The organism is Streptomyces sp. NPDC027189 (genome assembly GCF_055566975.1).
Genome location: NZ_JBVHRI010000007.1, coordinates 103,763 through 126,746, shown reverse-complemented (window position 1 = coordinate 126,746; position 22,984 = coordinate 103,763). Strand labels below are relative to the sequence as shown.

The 22,984-nt window shown below is 69.7% G+C and carries 20 protein-coding genes and 2 pseudogenes; 8 read left to right on the top strand and 14 right to left on the bottom strand.

What is annotated here, in order from left to right:
• The first annotated feature begins 46 nt into the window (after positions 1–46).
• The 4 genes and pseudogenes from ACZ4RZ_RS19130 to ACZ4RZ_RS19115 all read left to right on the top strand — a co-directional run bounded on the left by ACZ4RZ_RS19130 (position 47) and on the right by ACZ4RZ_RS19115 (position 4,918).
• The gene (locus ACZ4RZ_RS19130) at positions 47–1,540 is read left to right on the top strand and encodes an APC family permease (RefSeq protein ID WP_467745997.1); all 1,494 of its coding nucleotides are present in this window, start codon (positions 47–49) and stop codon (positions 1,538–1,540) included.
• 48 nt (positions 1,541–1,588) lie between these two features.
• Positions 1,589–3,220 carry an amidohydrolase gene (locus tag ACZ4RZ_RS19125; protein ID WP_467745996.1) on the top strand — a complete coding sequence of 544 codons (1,632 nt, stop codon included), beginning with the start codon at positions 1,589–1,591 and terminating at the stop codon, positions 3,218–3,220.
• Between the two features lie 220 nt (positions 3,221–3,440).
• Complete coding sequence (locus tag ACZ4RZ_RS19120) at positions 3,441–4,472, top strand: 7-epi-alpha-eudesmol synthase (RefSeq protein WP_467745995.1); 1,032 nt, start codon at positions 3,441–3,443, stop codon at positions 4,470–4,472.
• Between the two features lie 157 nt (positions 4,473–4,629).
• Positions 4,630–4,918 (top strand): annotated as a pseudogene (locus ACZ4RZ_RS19115) (DUF6204 family protein).
• Positions 4,919–5,057: 139 nt separating this feature from the next.
• Here ACZ4RZ_RS19115 and ACZ4RZ_RS19110 read toward each other — a convergent pair.
• The 9 genes from ACZ4RZ_RS19110 to ACZ4RZ_RS19070 form a co-directional block, all read right to left on the bottom strand.
• Complete coding sequence (locus ACZ4RZ_RS19110) at positions 5,058–5,951, bottom strand: NAD(+)/NADH kinase (protein WP_467745993.1); 894 nt, start codon at positions 5,949–5,951, stop codon at positions 5,058–5,060.
• A gap of 89 nt (positions 5,952–6,040) precedes the next feature.
• A complete protein-coding gene (locus ACZ4RZ_RS19105; protein ID WP_467745992.1) occupies positions 6,041–6,316 on the bottom strand; it encodes a hypothetical protein in 276 nt (91 codons plus the stop codon).
• The gene (locus ACZ4RZ_RS19100; RefSeq protein WP_467745990.1) at positions 6,313–7,245 is read right to left on the bottom strand and encodes a hypothetical protein; all 933 of its coding nucleotides are present in this window, start codon (positions 7,243–7,245) and stop codon (positions 6,313–6,315) included. The genes ACZ4RZ_RS19105 and ACZ4RZ_RS19100 overlap by 4 nt, the downstream gene beginning before the upstream one ends.
• A 388-nt stretch (positions 7,246–7,633) precedes the next feature.
• A complete protein-coding gene (locus ACZ4RZ_RS19095) occupies positions 7,634–8,902 on the bottom strand; it encodes a cytochrome P450 (RefSeq protein ID WP_467745988.1) in 1,269 nt (422 codons plus the stop codon).
• Positions 8,899–9,504 carry a GTP-binding protein gene (locus tag ACZ4RZ_RS19090; protein ID WP_467745987.1) on the bottom strand — a complete coding sequence of 202 codons (606 nt, stop codon included), beginning with the start codon at positions 9,502–9,504 and terminating at the stop codon, positions 8,899–8,901. The genes ACZ4RZ_RS19095 and ACZ4RZ_RS19090 overlap by 4 nt, the downstream gene beginning before the upstream one ends.
• The gene (locus ACZ4RZ_RS19085) at positions 9,485–9,856 is read right to left on the bottom strand and encodes a DUF742 domain-containing protein (protein WP_467745986.1); all 372 of its coding nucleotides are present in this window, start codon (positions 9,854–9,856) and stop codon (positions 9,485–9,487) included. The genes ACZ4RZ_RS19090 and ACZ4RZ_RS19085 overlap by 20 nt, the downstream gene beginning before the upstream one ends.
• Positions 9,853–10,263, bottom strand: a complete 411-nt coding sequence (locus ACZ4RZ_RS19080; RefSeq protein ID WP_467745984.1) for a roadblock/LC7 domain-containing protein — start codon at positions 10,261–10,263, stop codon at positions 9,853–9,855. Before ACZ4RZ_RS19080 ends, ACZ4RZ_RS19085 begins: the two co-directional genes overlap by 4 nt.
• A gap of 5 nt (positions 10,264–10,268) precedes the next feature.
• A complete protein-coding gene (locus ACZ4RZ_RS19075) occupies positions 10,269–11,963 on the bottom strand; it encodes a sensor histidine kinase (RefSeq protein ID WP_467745983.1) in 1,695 nt (564 codons plus the stop codon).
• A 524-nt stretch (positions 11,964–12,487) separates the two neighbouring features.
• A complete protein-coding gene (locus ACZ4RZ_RS19070) occupies positions 12,488–14,080 on the bottom strand; it encodes a bactofilin family protein (RefSeq protein ID WP_467745982.1) in 1,593 nt (530 codons plus the stop codon).
• 175 nt (positions 14,081–14,255) lie between these two features.
• Between ACZ4RZ_RS19070 and ACZ4RZ_RS19065 the strand changes: the two genes are divergently transcribed.
• The 3 genes from ACZ4RZ_RS19065 to ACZ4RZ_RS19055 all read left to right on the top strand — a co-directional run bounded on the left by ACZ4RZ_RS19065 (position 14,256) and on the right by ACZ4RZ_RS19055 (position 16,625).
• Entirely contained in the window at positions 14,256–15,608 is a 1,353-nt protein-coding gene (locus ACZ4RZ_RS19065) for a cytochrome P450 (protein WP_467745980.1), read from the top strand.
• Positions 15,609–15,711: 103 nt separating this feature from the next.
• Positions 15,712–16,074, top strand: a complete 363-nt coding sequence (locus tag ACZ4RZ_RS19060; protein WP_467745978.1) for a DUF1304 domain-containing protein — start codon at positions 15,712–15,714, stop codon at positions 16,072–16,074.
• The gene (locus ACZ4RZ_RS19055) at positions 16,071–16,625 is read left to right on the top strand and encodes a TetR/AcrR family transcriptional regulator (protein ID WP_467745976.1); all 555 of its coding nucleotides are present in this window, start codon (positions 16,071–16,073) and stop codon (positions 16,623–16,625) included. Before ACZ4RZ_RS19060 ends, ACZ4RZ_RS19055 begins: the two co-directional genes overlap by 4 nt.
• Before the next feature lie 4 nt (positions 16,626–16,629).
• Here the strand turns inward: ACZ4RZ_RS19055 and ACZ4RZ_RS19050 are convergent, their stop codons facing one another.
• Positions 16,630–17,478, bottom strand: a complete 849-nt coding sequence (locus tag ACZ4RZ_RS19050; RefSeq protein WP_467745974.1) for a hypothetical protein — start codon at positions 17,476–17,478, stop codon at positions 16,630–16,632.
• A gap of 178 nt (positions 17,479–17,656) precedes the next feature.
• On the bottom strand, positions 17,657–18,604 hold the full coding sequence (locus ACZ4RZ_RS19045; RefSeq protein ID WP_467745972.1) for a GlxA family transcriptional regulator: 948 nt from the start codon (positions 18,602–18,604) through the stop codon (positions 17,657–17,659).
• Positions 18,605–18,675: 71 nt separating this feature from the next.
• Between ACZ4RZ_RS19045 and ACZ4RZ_RS19040 the strand changes: the two genes are divergently transcribed.
• On the top strand, positions 18,676–19,626 hold the full coding sequence (locus ACZ4RZ_RS19040; RefSeq protein ID WP_467745970.1) for an NADP-dependent oxidoreductase: 951 nt from the start codon (positions 18,676–18,678) through the stop codon (positions 19,624–19,626).
• Between the two features lie 49 nt (positions 19,627–19,675).
• Here ACZ4RZ_RS19040 and ACZ4RZ_RS19035 read toward each other — a convergent pair.
• The 3 genes and pseudogenes from ACZ4RZ_RS19035 to ACZ4RZ_RS19025 all read right to left on the bottom strand — a co-directional run.
• Positions 19,676–20,586, bottom strand: a pseudogene (locus ACZ4RZ_RS19035) (IS982 family transposase); the annotation flags it as partial.
• A gap of 137 nt (positions 20,587–20,723) precedes the next feature.
• Positions 20,724–21,500, bottom strand: a complete 777-nt coding sequence (locus ACZ4RZ_RS19030; protein ID WP_467745968.1) for a maleylpyruvate isomerase family mycothiol-dependent enzyme — start codon at positions 21,498–21,500, stop codon at positions 20,724–20,726.
• Between the two features lie 354 nt (positions 21,501–21,854).
• Positions 21,855–22,961: an NAD(P)-dependent alcohol dehydrogenase gene (locus ACZ4RZ_RS19025; protein ID WP_467745967.1), complete on the bottom strand. Its 1,107-nt coding sequence runs from the start codon at positions 22,959–22,961 to the stop codon at positions 21,855–21,857.
• Between the last annotated feature and the right edge of the window lie 23 nt (positions 22,962–22,984).

The window sequence follows — 22,984 nt, the reverse complement described above, 5'->3', positions numbered from 1 at the left end:
GGTCATCGGGCCGGAATCAGGCCCCCGGGTGCGATCGGAGCAGGCCATGACGCAGAAGCCGTACGGTGTGGATCCCCCTTCCTTGCGCAAGACCCTCGGCGTCGTGGACGGCGTCGCGATCGCCGCCTCGAGTACGGCGGCGACCACCAGCATCGGCATCGGGCTCGGGGTGACGGCCGGGGTGGTGGGGCTGCATCTGCCCGCCATCATGCTGCTGGCCTTCCTGCCGATCCTCGGGATCGCGGGCGCCTACTCCCGGCTGAACCGGGTCGAGCCGAACGCGGGCAACGGCTATGTGTGGGTGGGCCGTTCGCTGAATCCCTGGCTGGGTTTCCTGGTCGGCTGGGTGAGCATCGTGGCCACGGTGGCGTTCCTGGCGTACACCACAGCCGTGACCGGTTCGACGATGCTCCAGCTCGCCGGTGAGGCGGGGCTGCACCGGGTGGCGGGCCTCACGCTCGATCCGGGCTCCACCGCGCAGACGACGGCGGTGGGCATCCTGGTCCTCGTCGCCGTCACGTTCACCGCGATCACCGGGGTCAGGACCGCGGCGCGGCTGCAGAGCTGGCTGCTGGTCTTCGAGTACGTCGTCCTGCTGGGCTTCTGCGGATACGGCATCGTCACCGGGCCACATCCCTTCAGCCTGAGCTGGTTCGACCCGTTCGCGATTCCTTCGGCGTCGGCGCTCGCACAGGGGCTGCTGCTGTCGGTCTTCTGCTACTGGGGCTTCGAGGCGGCGTTCACCGTGAACGAGGAGGTGCGCGATCCACGGGACGCGTCGCGTGCCGGGACGATCACGCTGGTGACGATGCTGGGGCTGTTCCTGCTCGGCTCCATCGCCTTCCAACGTGTGCTGTCCGAGGAGGAGTTGGCCGGGCACGGCGCCCAGGGACTGGCCTTCTTCGGCGACCGGCTGGCCTCGCAGCCGCTGGCCGCGCTGCCGCTGGTGGCCCTGATGTTCTCGGCCGTCGCCTCGCTCCAGGCGGGGGTGATCCCGACGGCGCGCGGCATGTTCGCGATGAGCCGGGATCGTACGCTCGGGCCCGTCTGGGCCAAGGTCAGCACACGGTACGGGACTCCGGCGACCGGGACGCTGCTGATCGGCGCGATGGCGACGACCGTGGCCGCGCTCGCCCTGGTGATCCCCCGGCTGGCCGACATGATCATGGCGACGGTCAACGCGGTCGGAATCGTGGTCGCCCTCTCCTACGCGCTCACCGCGCTCGCGGCCGCCGTTCGCTTCCGGGGGCTGCTGCGCGAGGACTGGCGCCAGGGGATACGGGCAGTGGTGCTGCCCTCCTTGAGTGCCGCGGCGCTGCTCGGGCTCGGCGGCTACCTGGGCTGGTCCTTCTACACCTCCACCGACCATCTCGAAGTCAGCGCTGACAACGGGTGGTTCCTCCTGCTCACGCCCGCTGTGATGACCGTCTCCGGTTTCGTGGCCGCCGCGTGGGCGAAATGGGTCCGCAAGTCCCCGTACTTCCGTACCGGGCATGGCACCGACGCAGACGCACCACAGCTGCTCGCGACACCTCACTGAGAAGACCGCACGACACCCGCACGTCCCACCCCGGCAAGGAAACGGAACATGCACGCTGACCTCCTCTTCACCGGCGGCCCGGTCCTCACCCCCGAAGGCCGCACCGCGACAGCCGTCGCCGTGACCGGCGACCGGATCGCCGCCGTCGGACATTCCGAAGTCCACGACCTCGTCGGCCCGAAGACCGAGGTGGTCGACCTCGCCGGACGGCTGCTCCTGCCCGGCTTCCAGGACGCGCACGTGCACCCGGTCCCGGCGGGCCTGGAGCTCACTCAGTGCGACCTGACCGAGGCCAAGACGGCCGAGGACACGCTCGCCGCCGTCCGCGCGTACGCCGACGCCCACCCCGACCGGGAGTGGATCACGGGCGGCGGCTGGTCGATGGAGGCGTTCGAGGGCGGTACGCCGACCAAGGAACTGCTGGACGCCGTCGTACCCGACCGGCCGGTGTACCTGCCCAATCGCGACCACCACGGCGCCTGGGTCAACAGCCGCGCCCTGGAACTCGCGGGCGTCACCCGCGACACGCCGGACCCTGCCGACGGCCGCTTCGAGCGGGACGCCTCGGGCGAACCCAGCGGCATGCTGCAGGAAGGAGCCATGCAGTACGTCGGCCGGATCACGCCTCCGGCCACCCCGGCGGACCGGCTCGCGGCACTGCTGCACGCGCAACGGCATCTGCACGCGCTCGGCATCACCGCCTGGCAGGACGCGCTCGTCGGCACGTTCCTGGGCATGGACGATCCGTCCGGGGCCTATCTGACGGCCGCCCGCGACGGTTCACTGACCGCCCGCGTCGTCGGCGCCCTGTGGTGGGACCGCGCACGCCGGGCGGAACAGATCCCCGAACTCGTCGAGCGACGGGCCGCGTTGAGCCACGGACGGTTCCGGGCCACCAGCGTCAAGCTCATGCTGGACGGGGTCGCCGAGAACGGCACCGCCTCGTTGCTCGACCCCTATCTCGACACATGCGGCTGCGCGACGGCCAACCGGGGCACCAGCTTCATCGACCCGGCCCAGCTTCCCTCATACGTCACCGAATTGGACTCACTCGGGTTCCAGTGCCATTTCCACGCGCTGGGCGACCGGGCCGTACGCGATGCCCTGGACGCCGTCGAGGCGGCGCGGCAGGTGAACGGGCCGAGCGATACGCGTCCGCACCTGGCGCACCTCCAGGTCGTGCACCCCGACGACGTACCCCGTTTCGCGCGCCTCGGCGCCACGGCCAACATCCAGCCGCTGTGGGCCGCGCACGAGCCGCAGATGGATCAACTGACCATCCCGTTCCTCGGTGCCGAACGCGCCGCCTGGCAGTACCCGTTCGGGGCGCTGCTGCGCTCCGGGGCGCTGCTCGCGGCGGGCAGCGACTGGCCCGTCAGCAGCCCCGACCCGCTGCAGGGCATCCATGTCGCGGTCAACCGCGTGAGCCCCGAGGAGGCAGGCCCGGTGTTCCTGCCCGGCGAGCGCATCGGCCTCACGGCCGCGCTGACGGCGTACACGGCGGGATCGGCGTACGCGAACCACCTAGACGACACCGGGAGCGTACGGGAGGGGGCCCTGGCGGATCTGGTCATTCTGGACCGCGACCCGTTTGACGGGCCGCCGGAGGCGATCGCCGAGACGAAGGTGGCACTGACCTATGTGGGAGGCGAGCGCGTCCACGCGGCACCGAACGCCTGACGGCCGACTCCACCTGTGGCGAGGCGAGTTGAGACGCATCACACCCGCATCACGCGTTACAGATCTCACACCATAGATCGTTTAGGCTCTGGGCAGTCTCGAAGCGCGCTTGAGTCATCAACTATCGACTCAGATAGAGCAGTTCGAGTCAGCGGGCGACAATAGCGATCGCCCGTTCGCAGGGGCGGGGGCCTGTGATTCGTCTCAAGAGAGGACGCGAATGCCGCAGGACGTCAGGTTCGACCTCCCCTTCAAGACGCCCGTCAGCGAGCACCTGGAGTACGCCCGAGAGCGCCATCTGCGCTGGGTGTGGGACATGGGACTGGTGCGCAGCCAGGCCGGGTTCGAGGAGTACCAGTCCTGGGACCTCCCCCAGGCGGCGGCACGAACCTACCCCCACGCCTCGGCCGACGACATGGTCGTCCTGATGAACTGGTTCTCGCTGGCCTTCCTGTTCGACGACCAGTTCGACACCGGAAGGCCCGACCGCGCGGACCGCATAGCGGAGGTGGCGCGGGAACTGATAGCCACGCCGCTGCGCCCCGCCGGAACCACTCCCCGTGTGGTGTGCCCGATCACCGTCGCCTGGACGGAGGTCTGGGCCCACCTCTCGGATGGCATGTCCCTGACCTGGCGTACCCGCTTCGCCGCCTCCTGGGGACGCTTCCTCGTCGCGCACACCGAGGAGGTCGACCTGGCGGCGCGGGGTCTTGCGGGCACGCTCGGCCTCGATGAGTACGCGGAGTTCCGGCGCCGCACGGTGGGCATCCACCACAGCATCGACGCCGGTGAGCGCAGCCGCGGCTTCGAGGTGCCGGCGCAGGTGCAGGCGCATCCGCTGATGGTCCGGATGCGCGATCTCGCCGCGGACACCATCGGGTTCATGAACGACATCCACTCCTTCGAACGCGAGAAGCGTCGAGGAGACGGCCACAACCTGATAGCCGTGCTGCACCGCGAACGCGGCTGCAGCTGGCAGGAGGCCGCCGCCGAGGCGTACCGGATGACCACGGAGTGCCTCGGCGAGTACCTCGAACTCGAGACGCGCGTCCCGGAGATGTGCGAGGAGCTGGCCCTGAGCGCCGAGCAGCGCGCGCAGGTCCGGATGGGCGTGGAGGCCATCCAGCACTGGATCAACGGCAACTACGAGTGGGCCCTGACCTCGGGCCGCTACGCCGCGTCGAAGGAAGGGCCGACCGTCACCGCGGAGTTGGCGGGCAGGGGTTCGCTGGACGATCTGCTCGCTGTGTGACTCACCGTTGCTGCCCGGCCGGATCCTCCTACCGGGCAGCAACGGTCCGCCCGGTCCTCGCGGGGTGCGAGGACCGGGCCGACCGTCGTCCCCGCGCTCAGCACCGGGCCGCGGCCACGCGACCGTTGCGACACTCGAAGCGCTCCACACGGCCCGCATCCAGGCCCGCGCGTCGGAGCACGACGTATTGCGCGCCGCCTTCACCCCCCGAAGGGCACCTCAACTACGACCTTGCCGCCCGATCCGCCTTCACCTTCCGGTTGCTGGACTCGGGAGAGAGCGAGGAGGACATCCTGGAGGGGGCCGAACGTGCTGAAAGCGCCGCGGAAGCGGGGCCGGCCGATCGGGGCTTCGGCTACAAGAACCTCAGGTCCCAGGCCGAGGACCTCTCCCGCGCGCCGCTCGGCAAACGGCAGCGCCGCGCCACGGCCCGCATGAACGGCTGACCCCGGAGCACCAGCCGCCCTCAGGCGCTTCGGTGACGTCGAAGAGGGCGGCTCCGAGGCGCTCGCCAGCGGGATCGCGTGCCTTGGAAACCCTGAGCAGCACGTCGGAGAGGTCGGCTTCGCTCGGCACCCGCGGCGATCACTGCGCAGGCGTGCCTTCGGGAGCCTGGCGGCCCGCTTCCACGCTGCCTTTGATGCCGAGTTTTCTGCGCGCCCGCTGGTAGAACGTCGTGCCGCCCAGGCGTACGACTTGAGCCGCCGAGGGACAAGCCGTCACGGTGATCCGGTCGTCCGCGTCGAGGTAGCCGACCACTTCACCGTCGACCTCGACAGCAAGACGCCCTGTCGTAGGCAGCAGTTCGAGGGTGACGTCCTCGTCCGCCGGCAGGACGAGCGCCCTGTCGAACGACGAGTGGGCGCTGGCGGGGACGACGAGGATGGCCTCGACTCTGGGCGACATGATGGGGCCGCCCGCGGCGAAGCTGTACGCCGTTGATCCGGTCGACGTGGAGACGACGACCGCGTCGGCTGCGTATCGGATGAACTCATTGCCCTGGAGGCGGATCGCGATGGCGGCGAGTCCGCTGCCGGGTACCCGAACGAGGGCGATGTCGTTGAACGCACGGAACTCGCGCCCGTCCGGGAGGCGGGTCCGTACGGCCATGCGGGGCTCTGTGGTGTAGTGGCCCTGGTCGACTCGCTCCAGCGCCATGGGCAGGTCGTCGACGTCGATCTCGGCGAGGAAGCCCAACCGGCCCAGGTTGACGCCGAGCACCGGGGTGGCTGTGCCGAAGAGGAGTCGCATGGCGCGGAGCATGGTTCCGTCACCGCCGAGGCTCACGACCAGTCCGGCCCGGGCGACGAGGGCTGCCGCCGGCACGGACACCGCGCTGCAGTCGATACGGCCCACCTCGTCCGGCAGCCCCAGCACCTCGGTCTGGCTCTTGCGGGCCCATTGAACGACCGATTCGATGACCGGTCCCGGGTTGCGTCTGGGATGCAGGATCAGGCCGATCGATCCGATCAGGCCCATGAGGAGTCCCCTTCCGTTGGTACGCACGCCACGTCCGAACCTATCCCGCCACCTCTGCCCGGTATGGCAATCAGGACGGACCTGTGTGCTTACTGCCCGTTTGCCGCAGCGAAGGTGACGCAGGTCAGACCCATGCCCGGCCGGTAGTCCGCGGGTGCGAAGCCATGGTGGCGGCTGATCGCTCCTGTCTTGTCGTCGGCCTCATCGGCGACTGAGCCCCACCAGCCCAGCAGCGCGGCCGGCATCTTCGAGCCAATTCTGGAATCAGGAAGGTGATGGTCATGCGGGTGTTCGTGGCAGGCGGGACCGGGGTCCTGGGGCGGCGGCCCGTGCCGCAGCTCGTGACTGTCGTCAGGCAACGTCATTGATCGCTTTCCGGGGCCGGACTCTCGTAGGTCATGAACCAGTGGCTGTCGAAGTAGCGAGCGGTCGAGTGAGGGCGCAGTGGGTCGGTGAGCAGGCGGTAGATGAACTCCGCGGTCGAGCCGTCGAAGCGGTCCCACTCGGTGTAAGCGTCGTCTGTGACGAGGATGGGCCACCGGTCAGGGTCAGAACCCTCTGTGAGCCAGTAGAACGACGTCCTCTGCTCCGTGCTCGCCCACTGCAGCAACCCACCGGGCGCCGGATACAGGCGATATGGCTCCCACGGGCCGCCGCCGTCGACTCTGGCGCACCGCGCCCAGAACTCATTGAACTCGACGATATCCAGACTGCCGGGCGGCCCGTTGGGAAGCAGGAGACGGAGATAGCCGTCGAAGGCGCCGTACCCGAACCGCTCGACCAGCCCTTTGTAGTCACCGGGCAGCACCGTTCCAAGTCGCGTCTCGACCGCCGTCCAGTCGACCACGTCGCCCCGGTCCGGTGACCACCCTGTGACGGCAACGACACAGTCCACCCAGGAGGCATCCTCCGGCAGCCCATCCGGCTTCTCCATGGCCCGCTCGGCGACCAGCACAACCGGCCGCACATCTCCGTCGGCCAGGACCGCCCCGCAACCGATCCATCGGTCGGCGTACGTCCACGCGCGCATCTCGACGAGTTGATCCCCAAAGGGGACGAGGAGCGGCGCTCCGGTTCGTTCTGTCACCGTCGGATCGACGTACCCGCCTGCGGCCAGGTTGCGTGACCGCCCATACCGGCCGCTGAGTACCTTGCCGAAGTCAGGCAGGTCAATGCCGTCCTCTGCCGCCAGGCACATGTGCTCCGTCCCATGACCGACCTGGTTGCACGCCAGGTCCCCCTGATCCAGCGCCACCAGGGCGTGAATGGCCGCAAGCAACTCCTGTTCGTCCATGACCGGGAGTGAAGCACAAGCCAGTGACACCGCCCCGCCGAGCTGCGTCGGCTGCCCTGCAGACGAGCCGAACGGCACCGGAGTGCCGCACCCACTGCAACCGCAGACGACCGTCAACAACTCCGGACGGCTGTCCGACCAGGAGCACCAGACCTCAATGCCCACCCATCCAGTGGTTCGGGACGAAGAGGTCGTACCAGACGCGTGCCAGGTCGTGCGGGGACCCACGGGGAACACCGGATGCCGAGTCGGCGCCGAATCAAGGCGCACATCACAGCGCCTTCGCCCCTTGGCACCCGGGCTGCGGAGCACCCGGACAGCCAGGCAGCGTCCGCTGACGCCCTCAGCGCGCTCGGGGGAGCCTCGCGCGCCGTGGCTCCCCCTGCGCTCACAGCCCGGCGGTCTGCGATGCGAACTCCACCGGCAGGGTGTCGAGTCGCGCCTCCCAGGTGGAAGCGGTCGAGGTGAGTTCGTCCGCCGGTACGGCGAGGCGCAGGCCGGGCAGGCGGTGCAGCAGGACGTCGACGGCCGTCTCGATGATGGCCTGGCCTATGTTTTGGCCAGGGCACTCGTGCGGGCCGCCGCTGAACGCGAGGTGCGACTGGTTGCCGTACACCGAGACGCCCGCGTCGGGCCGGATTTCCGGGTCGAGGTTGCCGGCAGTGAGCCCGAGGACCAGGAGGTCGCCCTCCTTGATGTGCAGGCCGCCCAGTTCGAGGTCGGCGGTGGCGAAACGCCCCGGAAGCACCGCGAGCGGCGGGGTGTTCCACATGACCTCCTCTACGACCGAGGAGACGTTCAACTGACCGCTCACCAGCCCCGCGAGGCGGGAGGTGTCCGTGAGGACGAGCTGCAGCACGCGGGCGAGCAGGTTGCTCGTCGTGGTGTGGGCGGTGATCAGTACCAGGCGCAGATGGTTGAGGATCTCGTCCTCGTCGAGCTCCGCGTGGTGTTCGAGCAGCCCCGAGGTGAAGTCGGAGCCGGGCTCGACGCGCTTGCGCTCGGCGAGTTCGGCCAGGATCCGCATGATCCGGTCGTTGTGGACGAGGGCGTCCTCGCCGCCCTTGATGACATGAGCACATGACACGGCAAGGTTGCGTCCCTCGCCTTCGGCGAGCCCGAAGACCCTGGTCAGGACGAGCATGGGCAGGTACTCGGCGAAGTCCCCGACCAGATCGGCTTTCCCCTCCTCCGCGAACGCGTCGATCTGCTTGTTCGCGAAGTGCGTGATGTGACGGCGGATACCGCGCCCCGCCACGGCCTGCAGATTGTCCGTGACCGCACCGCGCAGTCTTCGGTGCGGCTCGCCGTCCTGCGACACGCAGTCGGGACGCCAGCCCACCATCTGCATGAGAGGGGAGGCGTTGTCGACGCGTCCTTCCTTCCAGTCCCGCCAGATCCGTGAATCCCGGCTGAACTGAAGAGGGTTGTCGAGCACGCGCCGGTTCTCGCGATAGCCGAGCACCAGCCACGCGGGAACATCGCCTTCCAGCAGTATCGGAGCGATGGCGCCGTGCTCCTTGCGCAGCCGGGCATAGATGCCGTGCGGATCGATCGCCGCGTCCGGCCCGTACAGCCGGGTCACGTCGTCGGCACCGCCGTGTGCGACGGGGCAACCGCGGGGAGCGTCGGGACCGTTTAAGGGCTGGTCGTTCATCGGGGCTCCAGAGCGACGGCAGAGCGTTCCTTGAGGTGACGTATCAGCGCGATGAGCACGTCACGGCTGGATGCCCGGTCGCGGGCGTCGCAGGCCACGACCGGGATGTGCGGGGAGATGTCCAGGGCGTCACGGATCTCTTCGATCGGGTGGTCCTTGGAGTCGGGAAAGACGTTCAGGGCGATGACGAAGGGAACGTCCTGCCGCTCCATCTCCTCGATGGCCCGGAAGCTGGAGGCCAGCCGCCGGGTGTCCACCAGGACCACCGCCCCGAGGGCGCCCTTGAACAGACCGTTCCACAGGAACCAGAACCGCTCCTGGCCCGGCGTCCCGAACAGATACAGGACGAGCTCGTCGTTGATGCCGATCTTGCCGAAGTCCAGGCTGACGGTGGTCTCCGCCTTGTCCGCCACGCCGATCAGGTTGTCGACGTCGGCACTGGCCTGGGTCAGCGTCTCTTCGGTGGTCAGCGGCTTGATGTCGCTGACCGAGCGCACCATGGTGGTCTTGCCGGTGCCGAAGCCACCGGCGATCATCACCTTCACCGAGCGGGTGCCCCCGGCCGTCTGCCGGTCGGGATGGTCAAAGCCTTTGAAGTCCACTGAGTACCTCCTCAAGGAGCGCGAGGTCGGGCCCGCTGCCGGCGCCTGACGCCGGGATGGGATTACGGGCTTCGACGCGGCCTGCGTCCAGCAGATCGGCCAGGAGCACCGCGAGAATGTTGAAGGGCAATCCGAGGTGGGCGCCCAGTTCGGCCACCGACAGCGGATCGCGGCAGCGCCGGATGATCTCCTCGTGCTCGTGCTGCATGACGGGTGCGGCCGCGGCGTGGGAGACGATCAGGGTCGCCACATCAAGGCTCGACGCCGAACCGCCCGGTCCGCTGCGGCCACCGGTGAGGACGTAGTAGCGCTCGAGACCGGACGGGTCCGTGGGCGGGCGGGGAGCACTCATCCAGAGTGCTCCTCCAGGCGCGGAGTGGTGCCGAGGAGCTCACCCATCCTGCGGGCCAGGTCCCTCATCTGGTGGCCGAGAAGACCCTGGTCGAGGCCTTCCTTGGCGAGCACTCCGAGGTACGTCTCCACACCGGCCCGCACCACGAACAGGTGGCCGCCGTCGACCTCGATCATCGCGAGCCGTAGCTGCCCGGCGTACCGGGGGAACTGCTCGGCCACCGGCTGGGCGAGCGCCTGCAGGCCCGCGACGACGGCGGCGAAACGGTCCACGTCGTCGGGGTCCTCGGCGCCGTAGGAGGTGATGGCCTTGCCGTCGCTCGATGCCACGAGGGCGAAGCGGATCTCCTGGATGCTCTCCGTCAGGTCGCGGAGCGCCCAGCTCACGTCGGTTCCCTGTTGCGTCATGTGGACTAGTCGCTCTCTTCAGTGCGGTACTCGGTGGACTCGCGTCCGACAGTCGTCTCGCGTGCGGCGCCCTGGTCGCGTTCCGTGGTCGTCGGCTCGACCGTCTCGCGCCCAGCCGTGGCGAACGCGGCCAGGCCCGCGAAGGACGCGTCCGGCGGTACGGCGGCCACGGTCTCCTCGGTCCGTTCGGCAGGTCTCGACCTGGTCGGCTCGCCCCGCTTGCTCCTGCGTCGGGGCAGTCCGCCGGGCGTGGTGTCCACGACCTCGACCGGCGCCTCGGTCGGGGCGGCGACGGGCTCTGCGCTCGACGTCACGGCAGCCGTCCGGTCGGCCTGGGCCGGGGCGGTCACCGTGGCCGGGAGCGGGCTGAAGTACTTGTGCGGGACCACGACGACCACCGAGGTGCCGAGCCAGGGCGAATCCGCGAAGGTGACACGGATGCCGTACCGGCGCGCAAGCGCCCCCACGACGCGCAGGCCGAGGTTGGCGTCCTCCGAAACACCACCGAGGCCCGGCCCTGCCGCAACACCTTCGAGCGCCTGTTCGGCCTCGCGCTTCTTCTCCTCACTCAGGCCCTTGCCCGCGTCCTGGATCTCGATGCCGACGCCGTTGGGCACCTCCTTGCCGGAGACGACCACGGGCTCGGTGGGCGGCGAGTAGCGCGCCGCGTTGTCGAGGAGGTGGGCGAAGATCAGCGTGAGGTGGTCCACCAGCCCGCCGTCGACGCCGAGTTCGGGCAGGTGGCGGACCTGGACGCGGTCGAAGTCCTTGATGCGGCCGATGCCGCCGCGAACCACGCTGAGCAGCCGCTGCGGTTCCTGCCACTGGCGTCCGGGCCGGTCCGAGCCGCCGAGCACGCCGATGCTGGCGGCGAGACAGTCGGCGGGGCCGATCTCCTGGTCCAGTTCCATGAGGCCCTGGGCGACCGCGGGCAGCCGCCCGTGTTCGCCCTGCATCTCGTGCAGTCGCCCGCGCAGCTTGCTGGTCAGGACGTGGATGCGGCTGCCGATACTGATCACTGCCTGCTCGGCGGAGGTCGAGCGGTCGAACTCCTCCTCCATGGCGATCAGCGCGGTCCTGAGAACCTTGCGCAGCTCTGCCCGCAGTTCGGGGCTCGCGTCCCGCTCATCGGCGACCGACGGCAGAATGTCATCGATGGCGTCGCCGGCCCGCAGCCGTTTGAGCGCGTCGGGCAGATATGTGTCGGCAAGTCGCGCGACGACGGCCTGCTGCAGGGCGAGTTGCTCCTGCCAGACCTGGCCCTCCTCGGCGATCCGCGACTCGAAGGCCATGGCCTCGCCGGAGAGCCGGGCTTCGTAGGCCTGGACCTCCTCGGTGAGTCGCGCCTCGAAGGCCTGGGCCTGCTCGGCGAGTTGGCCCTCCAAGGCGGAGCGCTCGGCCGTGAACTTGCGTTCCAGGCCTGCCACATGCTGCTGCCACTGCTGCGAATGCTCGGCCTGCGAGGCGCGGAAGTCGCCGGTGGCGCGACGCAGTTGGCGCTGGGTGCGGACGAGGAGTCTGACACAGACGGCGCTGGCCGCGGTGGCCGCGGCGCCGGCGAACGTCGCGGGGATCTGGACCTGGTCGGGTCCCGCGACGGCGGTGGCAACGGTTCCAGCGCCTAAGGCCAGCGGCATCAGCCACCAGCTGTACCAGGCGACGGGCGCACGCGCCGCCGGGGGCGGAGTGGCAAGTTCCATCTGCATCCTTCGAAAGCAACACGATCGAGCGGGGGGGTGTGCAGGCGCCGTACGCGTCGGGGAACGCAACGTGAGGCGACCGAGTGTGTTCGCGTCAACTCGCAGCGCCGCAGGGGAGCTTATCGGGTTCGAGATCATAACGATCAACTCCCCTCCCTTTACCCGTGAGTGTTCGGTCACGCTCCGGCAGAAATGTTCAGCAGCCTCCCCGGCGTCGCCCATCGGGTGCGTGCTCGTCAGCGCGGGGCCGATGTGCCCGAGGCCGAGAGACACACGGTGGGGCAGCCGAGGGCGCGGGCGTATTCCGTCCGCGCAACGGCTTGCGTAGACGCTGCAGAACTGGTTGCAGTGCGGGCAGGACGCCGGCGCGGTGGCGGCGCGGCTCACCGTGCGTCCGCAGAGGGTGCGCAGTCGGATGCGGACGAGCTCTTCAGGGAGCAACTCCACGATCCGACAGCCCAGTTCGAAATGCAGTCGGCGTTACGGTCACTCACCCGGCGGCCGACGGAGGCGTCCCGCTGATCTCACGCCCTGCGGAGCATGCGGTTGGCGCCGGCGGCGGCCGTCGTCGCGAGCAGCCAGCCCAGGCATACGAGGACCACGGCCGCCCACTGCAGTCCGCCGCGGGGGCTGAACGCCTGCTCCTGCCCGAAGTCAACGAGCGGCAGCACCAGGTCGAAGGTGTAGATCGCCGCCTGGAAATGGGGCGGCTTGCCCGGGTCGATGGCCTGCGGAGGCCACCGCGTGAACAGCAGGATTCCGCTGAGCATGATCGCGCACAGCCACCACGCGGCGCGCATCGGCCGGTAGCCGTACCCCACGGTGATGTTCTGGAGACTGCTCCACACCCGCCCCGGCCACGGCAGGGTGGCGCGCAGGCGCCGCTGCTTGGCGAGCAGGACCGTGCGCGCGTCTCCGTCGTGGCCGTGCCGGCGAAATGCGGAGGCCAGTTGTTCGTACGGCTGGGGGGTGAAGCCCTCGGGATCGCCGGCGAGCAGAGGAAGCCGCTGTACGGCGGGGAGTTGGGGCAGCAGGCTCTCGTAGACGACCCCCTCCAGGCGCACCGCGCTCGGCCAGCTGTCCGGCGTGCCGCGCAGGATGGTCAGGCGGGTGTGACTGAGGTCGACGGTTCCGTGCAGCGGCTCGCGAGGGCGCAGATGGAGTTCGGACGCGGTGGAGCGGCGACAGGTGAGGGCGGGAGTTCCGGACGGTACGTCGATGACGGCGTCCTGGAAGCAGACCCGGCTGCGCACGGTGATGCTGCTGAGCGTGACCCTGCCGCGCGCCGTGAACCCGTCGCAGCAGTTGAACACGGCACCCACGTCTATGCCGTGGGCACGCAGCGCGGGCCCTTGTTCAGCGGTGAGCGAGGCCCCTTCGAAGAGGGCGCCGCCACCCACCCGGGCGTCGCACAGATCGACAGTGCCCTGCGCGACGAGCCCCCCGCGGCAGTCCAAGTCCCCTCCTATGTGCAGCCTGTTGGCCTTGAGCGCAAGCCCCGACGGGTTGAGCAGCTCGGCCCGCTTGAGCACGACGCTGCCGCGTACGGAGGTGTCCCGCAGGTCGGTGCAGCCGTCGACGCGCAGCCCCGTGCCGGCCTGGATGTCCCCGCCGATGGTGGCGCACAAAAGCTGCAGCGCCCGCTCGCCGCGCCGCTCACCATGCCCGGTCAGGCGGCTGTTCTCCAGGTGCAGCGAGCCGCCGATCGAGGCGCCGTAGAGATCGATGGGGCCCTCGACCCGGCACCCGGAGATCTCGCACTTCCAGCCGGTCGTGACGCCCACGGCCGACAGGCCCGGCAGCACGCAGTCCCGCATCTCCAGCGCGCCCAGGTGCGCGCCGTCGAGGCAAGGTATCTGCTCGAAGTGGCAGTTGCGTAACCGTAAAGTCCCCGCGACAACGGCCTCGGCCAGGTCCAGCCGCCCGGTGATCCGCACATCCCTGAGCCTCAGCCGCGGCAGATGCCCCGCCTCGGCCGCCGGCGGCGCCAGCAACAGCCTCCGCACGACGGACGCCCGTACCTCGCCCCGGTCCGCGAACCACTCCCCTCGGCGGAACGCGGCCCACATCCCCCGTTCACTCCCGCTCCATCCACCCGGCGCGAGGCTGCCCGACACGTCAACTCCCCTTCCAACGACGGCAAAACGCTGCATCGCTACCCGCCGCTTCCGCACGACAACCCGAGCCGTGCGACGCCGGGTCGCCAAGTGGCCAACAACACGTGTGCCGCTGGGGGCGGGAAGGGAATTCATACCTGCGCCATGATCACCAAGAAGGGAGCACTGAGCCGTCGTGACAGTCACCGCGCCTCCCCCCATACCCAAGGCGGCAGGATCGTTTCCGCTGCTGGGTCACGCGCACCCCCTCATGCGCGACAACCTCGGCTTCATCGCCTCACTGCGTGGCTATGGGCGACTGGTCGAGATCCGCATCCCGAAGCCGATGATCGTCATCAATGACCCTGATCTGATCCGCACCATGCTGGTGGACCTCGGGCCGACCCTGGACAAGGGCCGCTTCTTCGAGAAGATGGGCCAGTTGCTCGGCGACAGCGTGGTGACCGCCGCGGGGGCGGAACACGTCCGCAGGCGACGCCAGTTGCAGCCCGCCTTCCGTCACACGGAGATCACCCGGTACGTCGACCTGATGCGCGAGCAGGTGACCGGTACCGTCGCGACGTGGACGCCAGGACAGACCATCGACGTGCGCGAGGCGATGGTCAAGCTCTCGCTCGACATGCTCGCCGCGACCGTCTTCGCCTCCAGCCTCGACGATCAGGCCTTCCAGCAACTGCGCCGCGACCTGTCGGTGGTGATGAACGGCGTCGGCGCGCGCATCATGCTCCCCGACTGGGTGGAGCGACTCCCGTTGCCCGCCAACCGGCGCTTCAATGCGGCCCGCGACGCCGTGCGAGCCACCATCGGTCAAGCGGTCGAAAAGCTGCGGTCTTCCGGCCATGACACCGGGGACATGCTGTCCCTACTGCTCCAGGCACAGGACGAGGAGACCGGCGAGCCGCTGACGGGGCACCAGATCTGTTCGGAGATCCTGACGTTGGCGGTGGCGGGCACCGAGACCACGGCGTCCGTGCTCTCCTGGGTCCTGTACGAACTCGCCCGCAATCCCGAGGTCGAGGAGCGGGTCCACGCCGAGCTGGACGAGGTCCTCGCGGACCGCCCGGTGGCTTTCGACGACCTCACCCGGCTGCCCTACCTGGGCCGAGTCATCACGGAGGCCCTTCGACTGCACCACACCGGCTGGCTCGTCACCCGCCGGACGCTGCACCACACCCGCATCGGGCAGTGGGAGATCCCGGCCGGAACGGAGCTGGCCTACTGCCAGCACGCCCTGCACCGGGATCCCGAGCTCTTCCCCGATCCGCTGACGTTCGACCCCGATCGCTGGCTGGACGACAGCCGGGCATCGCTGCCCGACGGGGCGTTCCTCCCATTCGGCGCGGGCAAGCACAAGTGCATCGGCGACCGTTTCGCCCTGGCCGAACTGACGACCGCGATCGCCACGCTCGCACGGGTCTGGCGCCTCGAACTCGCCCCTGGGCAGACGGTCCGTCCCGTGGCCCGGGCGACCGTACGCCCGAGCACGCTGCTGATGACGGCGAGTCCCCGAGAGGCGCCCGAGGCCTGACGCGGGGCAGCCTCACAGGACCAGGTAACTTCTTGGACAGGTGTCCCGTTATAGTGGACACCTGTCCAAGAAGTGCACGACCGAGCAGTGGGGCTTACTGACGATGGATACGGTCGCAAACGTGCTGGTAGGCCTCGTGGCCGCGCTGCACGCCTACATCCTGGTGCTGGAGATGTTCCTGTGGGAGAAGAAGCCGGGGCGGGGGCTGCACGGTTTCGACCCGGAGATGGCCAGGGCGACCGCGCCGCTGGCCGCCAACCAGGGGCTCTACAACGGGTTTCTGGCGGCGGGCCTGGTGTGGGGTCTGATCGCCGGGAATCCGACCGGGTTCCGCGTGCAGGTCTTCTTCCTGGTGTGCGTCGTGGTCGCGGGTGTGTACGGATCCGTCACCGCGAACCGCCGCATCCTCTTCGCACAGGCCCTGCCCGGCGCGGTCGCCCTGGCCGCCGTCCTCGTCGCGCGGTGACGCCCGAGGACCCGCGGGCCGCCCGGACCCGGGCGAAGCTGCGCCAGGCACTGCTGGAGGAGTGCGCCGAGCGGCCACTCGAGGAAGTCGGCGTCGCCGCGCTGGTGCGGCGGGCCGGAGTCGGCCGGGCCACGTTCTACGTGCACTACACCGACCTGGAGGCGCTGGCCGTCGACGCCTGCGCCGATGTCGTACGGGACGCCGTGGAGGCACTGCACGCGTGGCGCGGGCGGCCCGACCCGGTGTCCGCGCCGCCCGCCCTCCGCACATTCTTCGCCGAACTGGCCCCGCACGCCGCCCTCTACCGCGCACTCCTCGGCCCGGGCGGCGGTGGCCCGCTCGGTCTCGTGCTGCACCGGGATCTGCGCGCCCGCAGCCTGGCCGAGCGCACCCTGGCGGGCGCTCCCGATGCCCCGCTCGTCGCCTCCGCCGTCGCCGCCACCTTCGCGGGGGTGCTCGCAGACTGGCTGCACGGCCTGCTGGAGGGCACCCCGGAGGAAGTCGCCGATCAGGTCTGGCAGTTGCTGGTCGCCCTGCACCTGAGCCGCTGACGGGTCATTTGCAGCCCACCTGCTGCTTCGTCGCGGGCCACGCCTCCACGCCGTCGGGTGTGCGTATGTACGCCGTCGACTTGCCCGCCGTCAGCCAGAGTTCCCAGTCGTGGAAGCGGTAGCCAGTGTCCCGCGCGCCGACCGGCATACGGGCGTCCTGGTCGTACGCGGCGGTCAGCACCTGGCTCCCGAGCACCCCCCGCGGATCGCGCGCGTACTGCCTGAGCTCCCGGCCCTGGCCCAACCACAGGAAGTGCGCGCTTTCCCAGTCGCAGTGCTCCGCCCCGACCGAGCTGCTCACCTCGGTGGTGGGCACGCGGCGGCCGTCCCGATCCGTCCATATCTCGAACCTCGAGTCGGTGAAGCTCGCCGGGAGTTCGGACGGATCACAGGAGGCGGTGGCCTCCGGGCCCCATCCGGGGCGGTGCGGCTGGTCCTTGGCGACGACGACGGCGACCTTGGTCCTGCCCTTGACGTCGTACGAGAACAGGACACGGTCCTTGTCCTTGCGCTCCACCCGGTAGCCGTGGTCCGGCAGCCCGGGCTGGTCCATGTCGAAGTAGGCGTTCAGGCCCTCCTCCGGCGTCGAGCCGCCGTCCTTGCGGCCCCACTCGTCGCCCCCGCCGCCCATGTAGATCTCTCCGTCGCACTCCAGCGCCCGGCCCGCCGCGCCCGAACTCTCCTTGGCCGCGCGCACACTGCCGTCGCCGATCTCCTTGATCGGCACGTCCAGCGCTCCGGAGTACGGTGTGGCCGGGGGCGTTCCCTCGACCACGAGGTCGTCGCGCGTCCCGTCGTCGCACCCCACCACCGTCAGGCCGACGAGAGCCGCCACCGCGATCCACTTGCGCATCCCCACCCCTGTTCTCCGAACCACCGTGTCGCTCCTCCGACGCACGAGGGACGTGGATCGTTCGGCGGCCGGCGGGTGGCCTCGGGCGTGCGGCGCGGCCGACGACCGGGAAGGCCCCACTGCGCGTCGGTCAACGGCACACCCTGACCCACGTCCGGATGATCCGAACGGAGACGGCCTAGCGGGTCGTCTGGAACGTACGCCGGTATGCCTGCGGCGAGACACCGATCGCCGCGTGCAGATGCTGGCGCAGCGAGGTGCCGGTCGCGAAGCCGACCTCGCCGGCGATCTGGTCCACCGAGAGGTCGCTGGACTCCAGCAGATGGCGGGCGCGGGATACCCGCTGCTGGATGAGCCAGCGGCCGGGGCTCATGCCGACCTCGTCGTTGAAGCGTCGGGCGAAGGTGCGCAGGCTCATCCGGGCGTGGCCCGCGAGATCGGTCAGTGTCAGCGGGTCGCCGAGGCGGGCCAGGGCCCATGCACGGGTGGCGGCCGTGCTCGTCGCCGAGGGTTCCGGCACGGGCTGCTCGATGTACTGGGCCTGGCCGCCCTCCCGCAGGGGCGGGACCACACAGCGCCGGGCCACCTTGTTGGCCAGCTCGCTGCCGTGGTCCTTGCGGAGAATGTGCAGACAGACGTCGATGCCGGACGCGGCGCCGGCCGAGGTGAGAACCGAGCCGTCGTCGACGAACAGCACATCCGGGTCCAGCGACACACGCGGGAACAGACGCCGGAACTCGTCGACCACCTGCCAGTGCGTGGTCGCCCGGTGCCCGTCCAGCAGACCCGCCGCCGCCAGGACGAACGCACCCGTGCAGATGGAGACGAGGCGGGCGTCGGGCCGGATCAGGGCGAGCGCTGCGGTGAGCTCGTCGGAGGGCTCCGCGACGAGCCTCGCCGGGGCGATCGCCGCGATCACCACCGTGTCCGCCGTGGACAGCGCCTCGGGACCGTGGTCGGCGGTGACCGAGAAGTCGGCGTTGGTGCGGACCGGGCGGCCGTCGACGGTGCAGGTCACCACCTCGTAGCGGCCGTCCGCCGCGCCGAAGATCCGGCTGGGGATGCCCAGCTCGAAGGGATAGACGCCGTCCAGCGCCAGGACGACCACTCGCTCCACGGAATGCATGGCACGATCCTATCGAAGGTTGGCAATCATGCCATTTTCTTGCCGGGCCGACCCCGGCACGCTGGGACACCATGAGCACTGTGAACACCATGCGAGCCATCAGTCAGGACGTCCTCGGCGGTCCCGAGGTACTCAAGGAAGTGCAGGTGCAGCGCCCCGCGCCGCGCCCCAACGAGGTACTGGTCCGGGTGCGCGCGGCCGGCGTCAACCCCACCGACTGGAAGCACCGCGCGACCGGCGGCTTCCTCGGCGAGCCGCCCTTCGTCCTCGGCTGGGACGTCTCCGGCGTCGTCGAGGCGGCCGGAATCGGCGTCGCCCGCTTCAAGCCCGGGGACGAGGTCTTCGGCATGCTGCCCTACCCGTTCGGCCACGGCTCGCACGCCGAGTACGTCACCGCCCCCGCCCGCGCCTTCGCGCACAAGCCGTCCGGGATCGACCACATCCAGGCGGGCGCGCTTCCACTGGTCTCGCTGACCGCCTGGCAGGCCCTGGTCGAGACCGCCGACATCCAGCCGGGCCGGCGGGTGCTGATCCACGCGGCCGCCGGCGGGGTAGGGCATGTGGCCGTGCAGATCGCCAAGGCGAGGGGCGCGTACGTCATCGGTACCGCGAGCGCGGGCAAGCACGAGTTCCTGCGGGAGATCGGCGTGGACGAGGCGATCGACTACCGGGAGACCGACTTCACCGAGGCCGTGAAGGACGTCGACGTCGTCCTGGACACGATCGGCGACGAGTACTCCGTCCGCTCGCTGCGCGTGCTGCGCCCGGGCGGGATCGTGGTCTCGATCCTGCCGGTCGGGTCAAAGGACTTCTACGAGGAGGCCGAGCGGCTCGGCGTACGAGCGGTCAGGATGCTCGTCGACGCCTCCCACACCGGCATGAAGGCGATCGCGGAGCTCGTCCAGGCGGGGAAGCTGAGCGCGACGATCGCCGGCACCTTCCCGCTGTCCGATGCCGCCGAGGCGCATGCGCTCGGCGACACCGGCCGGACCACGGGGAAGCTCGTCCTGGTCGTCGACTGAAGGCAGTCGGCCAGAAGTCGCTGTCTAGATGATCTATTCCAAGGGGTCGGTGATCGTAGGCGATCAGTGAGCGTAGGACGGTTTGCCCGGTGGCGTCGTTGTGCCAGATCGCGGCGGTCAGCGCGAGGATGCGTTGCATGACGCGGGCTATGACACCTCCGGGTGTGAGCCCTCGGTGCCGTTCGAGGTCAAGCTGTCCCTTGAAGGTCTCGTTGATCGACTCGATGACCTGCCGCAACGGCTTGAACAGGGCTGCGCCAGGCCGTTCCCGTTCACCTTTACGGGCAGGCCGCAGCAACTGGACTCCATACTCGGACAGTTCGCGTTCGAAACCACGGCCGAAGTAGTTCTTGTCGCCGATGAGAGTCCGTCGGGGCGCTCTCGCAGAAGCTCGCATTCGGCTGCCAGGAGGTCAAGGAGGGTCTCGCGTTCGTCGGCCTTGGCCCCGGTCAGGGCGAAGGCGATGGGCAGGCCCTGAAGGGTGCAGATCAGGTGCAGGCGCAGGCCCCAGAAGAAGCGGCTGTGGCTGGCGCAGTAGCCGTATTCGGCCCAACCTGCCAGGTCGGAGCGTTTGACGGTCTCGCGGGAGCGGCCGCATTCCACCGAGGTGGAGTCCACGACCCATACGTCGTCGCTCCACACCGAGGTGGTGGTGGCCAGGATCCGGTTGACGCTTCGCATCAGACCGGCGGCCTTGCGCAGCCTCTCGTTGTAGCCGGGCTGCTCCGGCAGGTACGGGAACAGGTGCCTCAGGTGGGCCCGGGCATGCCGGAGCCAACGGGCCTCGGAGGTATAGCCGAGCATGGCCTGCATCATCGACAGCGTCACCAGTTCGGCATCGCTGAGCTGCGGCGTCATGCCGACCACCGGCCGCCACGGGGCGAGCTGCGGCGAATCCATCAGCAGGTCGTCGGTCCTGACGTAGAGTGCGGTCGCGAGGGAGTCTATGTCTGGCGTCACAACCTGACTGCGGACTCCCTCGTCTCATGCGCGCAGCCAACCCTTGGAATCGATCATCCAGTGAGACCGCTACCGTTCGGTACGAGACCGTTCGCGATTCAAGCGGCCGGTTTGTGCGCGGTGGCGTGTCGTCACGCCTAGTCCTCCGGTTCCCAGGCGCGGAGCAGGTCGAGCAGCTCCGGGTCCCCGTCGAGTTGCAGGGAGTCCGCCGAAATGCGGTCGTACAGGTAGAGGACCAGATCACTGGCTGTGCCGCGAATGGAGATGCCTGCCGCGTCCGGGTCCTCGCCGGTAGCGGACAGCCGGGTGGTCCGTGCACCGTCGCCGTCGACCGTGAGGCGCCAGGAGCGGCCCTCGGTGGCGTGGAAGTCGAAGGCGGTGGGCTTGTGCGGCCAGGCGCTCGTCGTGAAGCAGGTGATGAACAGGGTCTCCTCGACACCGTCGAGCGCCAACTCGACAGGCAGTGAGGCCGGCTCGCCCACGGTGAGCTGGGCGTCGTAGGTGTGCACCGCGATCTCCTGGACCTGGTGCCGTGCGACGCCACCGGCGGTGTGCGGCGTCTGCGTGTTACCCCAGCCGGTGAAGCAGCCCTGGTCCGGTCCGGCCTCCCGCAGGGCCGCCAGCAACAGCTCGGTTGAGGCGGCCAGCCAGGCCAGCACGGCCTCGCGCTCCTGCGGCGCGACCGCGTCACCCTGGGCCGGGGTCCTGGACGTGGCGTCCGGCCCGGCGGCGACGGTGGCCGCCCAGCGGCGGCGGCCCTCGCCGATGTGCTGCACCAGGTCGGACAGCGTCCACCCGGGGCAGGTCGGCACGGGCAGGTCGAGGCTGGGCGCGGCGGCGATCGCGGCGCGGAAGGCGGTTGCACGTTCGTCGATCAGCCGCAGCAGATCGGGAAACTCCAGAGTCTTGTGCACAGCGGTAGTTCTATCATCTTGATCCATTTGCCCGACAGCGGTTTTCCCAGCCGGTACGGCGGGGAACTCCGGCCCAGGCGAGCCCACGCTCGGGCTTCCGCTACGCCACAGCCGAGCCCCGCGTCCCAGGCGACAGACCCACGGTCCACTCGATCGCTCCGGCCGCCTCGGCCTCGGCCAAGATCGCGGTGGACAGCCGCTCCCAGGTCCCGTCCAACTCCCAGGTCCGGAAGCGGCTATACACGTCTGCCGGTGATGCTCATCCCCTGCTGCTGCCGACAACCGCAACAGGAGACCGCGTTCTTGCTGTTCAGCGCCTCAACGCGCAGCCCAGGACCCCTTGGAATCAATCATCTAGAAGGTGAGTACGGGCTTGATCGTCTTGCCCGCGCTCATGTCCCGCACCGCCCGCTCGATGTCCGCGAACGGATAGTGGCTGATCAGGCGGTGCAGCGGGAGCCGTCCGTCCTGGACGAGCGCGACCAACGCGGGGATGGAAGTCTGGGTCTCACTGTCGCCGAGGGTGAGGCCCACGACCTTCTTGCCGGGCAGCAACGCGTTGACGTCCAGGGCGACTTCGGTGCCGAAGGGCGGCGCGCCGACGACGACCAGGGTGCCGCGCGGGGCGAGCGCGTCGGCACCCATGCGCAGTACGGTGACACTGCCCGTGGTCTCCACGACACCGTCCGCGCCCCGGCCGTCGGTGAGGGCGAGCACCGCCTCGGTGACATCGGCCTCGGCCGCGTTCACGGTGTGCGTGGCGCCCAACTCCCGGGCCAGTTCGAGCCGTTCGGTGACCTTGTCCACGGCGATGACCGTGGTCGCGGGGGTCAGGGCCGCCGCCATCACCGCGGACAGGCCGACGGCTCCGGCGCCGAGGACGACGAGGCTGCTGCCGGCTTCGGGCTTCAGCACGTTCCAGACGGCGCCCACTCCGGTCTGCACCCCGCAGCCCAGCGGGGCGATGGACTCCAACTGGACGTTCGGATCGACTTTCACCAGGCTGCGCTCGTCCACCAACGCCCGTTCCGCGAAGGACGACTGCCCGAAGAAGTGGCCGCCGAGCGGCGCACCGTCGCGGCTGATCGTGCTGGTCCCGTCGGCGCGCCGACCGCCGATGAGGTTCAGCGGCAGCCAACTGGCGCAGTACGCGGGGTGTCCGTCACGGCAGTTGTGACAGCCGCCGCAGGAGGTGAAGGACAGGACGACATGGTCACCGGGGGCAACACCGGTGACATTCGCGCCGACGGCCTCGACGACTCCCGCCCCCTCGTGCCCCAGGACTCCGGGCAGCGGGAAGAGCAGACCGCCACTCGCCACACCGAGGTCGGTGTGACACAGGCCGGTCGCCACCATACGGACGAGGGCCTCGCCGGGGCCGGGCTCGTCCAGATCGACGTCGGTGAGGGTGAACGGCGCTCCTCCGGACTCGACCACGGCGGCACGAGTAGTGGTGGACATCGCATGAACTCCTTTGCGGGGGC